This window comes from Micromonospora sp. NPDC002411, assembly GCF_053592955.1.
Window position 1 is genome coordinate 1 of the sequence record NZ_JBSFBM010000547.1, and the last position, 2,728, is coordinate 2,728.

Consider the following 2,728-nt stretch of genomic DNA (forward strand, 5'->3'; position numbering starts at 1 on the left):
GTGGTTCCGTGCCGCCATGGCCGCCGGGACGGCCCAGGAGCAGTTGCGGGCGCACGTGGACGGCACCGCTGTGGCGCCGTCGGGAGCGAGCGCCCGCCACACCGGGCAGGGACTGCTCGGGGTACGCAGACGCGCCGAGCGGCTCGGCGGCACGTTCTCCGCCGGCCCGCGTGCCGGTGGCGGCTTCACCGTACGGGTCGCGCTGCCCGCGCCCGAGGAGGTCGCCGAGTGATGATCGGGCCGCGGGGCTTTCGCGATGGGGTGCCACGGAAATAGGGTGGGGTCGGCGACCGTGCTGGTGGCCGGTGACCCGGTGGGAGGCGCAACCCGCCGGGCTCAGGTGTGTTCCGCACCCACCGGTGACCGCCCGGCGTCGTGTACGTCCGGTCACCTCGCCCCGGTCCGCACCTGGAATCCCCATTACAACAGGGGAGAAGAACAATGGCGCGACCCATCACGCTCTTCACCGGCCAGTGGGCCGACCTTCCTTTCGAGGAGGTTTGCCGACTCGCCTCCGAGTGGGGCTACGACGGTCTGGAGATCGCCTGCTGGGGCGACCACTTCGAGGTCGACAAGGCACTCGCCGACGACTCCTACGTCGAGCGCAAGAAGGAGACCCTGGCGAAGCACAACCTTCAGGTCTTCACGATCTCCAACCACCTGGTCGGTCAGGCGGTCTGTGACCACCCGATCGACGAGCGGCACCAGGACATCCTGCCCGCCCGGATCTGGGGCGACGGCGAACCCGAGGGGGTCCGTCAGCGGGCCGCCGAGGAGATCAAGGACACCGCGCGGGCGGCCGCGAAGCTCGGGGTGAACACTGTCGTCGGCTTCACCGGCTCGTCGATCTGGCACACCCTGGCGATGTTCCCGCCGGTGCCGCCGTCGATGATCGAGCGCGGCTACCAGGACTTCGCCGACCGGTGGAACCCGATCCTCGACGTGTTCGACGAGGTCGGGGTGCGGTTCGCGCACGAGGTGCACCCGAGCGAGATCGCGTACGACTACTGGACGACGAAGCGGACGCTGGAGGCCATCGGCAACCGGCCCGCGTTCGGGCTGAACTGGGACCCGTCGCACTTCGTGTGGCAGGAGCTGGACCCGGTGAACTTCATCTTCGACTTCGCCGACCGGATCTACCACGTGGACTGCAAGGACGCCAAGGTGCGCACCGGGGACGGCCGGCGTGGCCGGCTCGCCTCGCACCTGCCCTGGGCCGATCTGCGCCGCGGGTGGGACTTCGTCTCCACCGGTCACGGCGACGTGCCCTGGGAGGACTGCTTCCGGGCGTTGAACGCGATCGGCTACGACGGCCCGATCTCGGTCGAGTGGGAGGACGCCGGGATGGACCGGCTCGTCGGTGCCCCGGAGGCGTTGCAGTTCGTCCGCCGGCTCGCCTTCGACGCGCCGAGCGCCGCCTTCGACGCGGCGTTCAGCAGCAAGGACTGATCTCACCTCGGACAGACCACGGGCCGGTCGCCCTGCGGCGACCGGCCCGTCGAGGTGCGGTGGGTCAGAGCGTGCTGGCGTTCGTGCCCGAGCCGGACGGCTTGGTGCGGGGGTTAGTGGACGACGGCGACCCGGAGGTCGTGCCGACAGTGCTGGTGCCCGCCTTGGCACCCACCGTGGCGGGCGTACCGGCGAACGCGTCGTCGGCGGCGGTCAGCTCCTGCTTGCCGGTGCTGCCGTTGCCGTTACCCAGCTTCTCGCCCAGCTTGGTCTGGCCGAGCTTGTCCTTGCCCTCGCTGTAGAGCTTGGTCGCCTGGGCCTGCGCGACCCCGGCCGCCTCCTGGACGGTCGGGTGGTCGAGCACCTTGCGGCCCCGAACCACGAGCTCTTCGTACTTCTCCCGGCCGGCACGGGCGCCCAGGACGAATCCCGCAGCCAGCCCGCCAAGAAACATGATCTTTCCGCGCATGGCGGCTCCTTCCGTACCTGACGCGCCGTCGCCTCCGGCGAGTTGCCCCGTCGGAAGGCGACCTGTTCGCGCCTGCGTCCTCTGTCCGCAGCTAACTACCCATCCTGCTCCCCGCTCAAGCATGTCTGGGCCGGGATGGCGATTTACCCTGTTTGTCGATGCGTCAGGGATCCTGAGCTGCGCGTCTTGATCATCAGTTGTCGGGGTGGAACCCACTGGACCGCCACCGGGGAAAGTCCTGTACTCTTGTCCCGTCGCAGGGCGTCGGCGAGATCCGATTCCAGGCGGTGCACGATCCCCTGTAGCTCAATTGGCAGAGCAGCCGGCTGTTAACCGGCAGGTTATTGGTTCGAGTCCAATCGGGGGAGCTTCTCCACCCAACGCCCGTCGGCCTGATGCCGGCGGGCGTTCTCGTGCGCCCCCGGCCCTACCCCCCAGGGCCGCCCGACCCGGCAGCCCGCCCGCCGACCCGGCAACCCGTGTTCGCGGGGGCCGGCGTTCGTGGCAGCAACTTCGGGGATGTTGTGGCCTCAACGCGCGGTAAGCCAGCACTTTCCCCGATGTTGTGCGGATCTTGGGCCGGGTTGTCCGGTGCGGAGCGCCGCAGCGGGGGTCCTGGCCCAAGATCGTGCTCGTTCGTTGTTGTAGTGGTGTCGGCGTGATGGTGAGGCCCCTACTTCCTGGTTCGAGCACGATCTTGGCGCGGGGCGCGGGGTACACCGGCATCGGCGCCCGGCTGGAGTGGGCGCTGCTCAACTACTTCGTCGACCAGCACATCAGGGCCGGCTACGAGTTCCTGCTCCCGCCGCA

General features: G+C 69.3%; 2 protein-coding genes, 1 tRNA gene and 1 pseudogene. 3 read left to right on the forward strand and 1 reads right to left on the reverse strand.

Going from position 1 to position 2,728, the window contains the following annotated elements:
• Both ACWCO3_RS33630 and ACWCO3_RS33635 read left to right on the forward strand, forming a co-directional pair.
• Nucleotides 1–232: pseudogene (locus ACWCO3_RS33630) on the forward strand (hypothetical protein); the annotation flags it as partial.
• Between the two features lie 209 nt (nucleotides 233–441).
• Nucleotides 442–1,449, forward strand: a complete 1,008-nt coding sequence (locus ACWCO3_RS33635) for a sugar phosphate isomerase/epimerase family protein (protein ID WP_088988140.1) — start codon at nucleotides 442–444, stop codon at nucleotides 1,447–1,449.
• A 64-nt stretch (nucleotides 1,450–1,513) separates the two neighbouring features.
• On the opposite strand, the gene ACWCO3_RS33640 is transcribed toward ACWCO3_RS33635, so the two are convergent.
• Complete coding sequence (locus ACWCO3_RS33640; protein ID WP_145779475.1) at nucleotides 1,514–1,918, reverse strand: hypothetical protein; 405 nt, start codon at nucleotides 1,916–1,918, stop codon at nucleotides 1,514–1,516.
• A 295-nt stretch (nucleotides 1,919–2,213) separates the two neighbouring features.
• Between ACWCO3_RS33640 and ACWCO3_RS33645 the strand changes: the two genes are divergently transcribed.
• Nucleotides 2,214–2,286, forward strand: a tRNA-Asn gene (locus ACWCO3_RS33645).
• Nucleotides 2,287–2,728 lie beyond the last annotated feature (442 nt).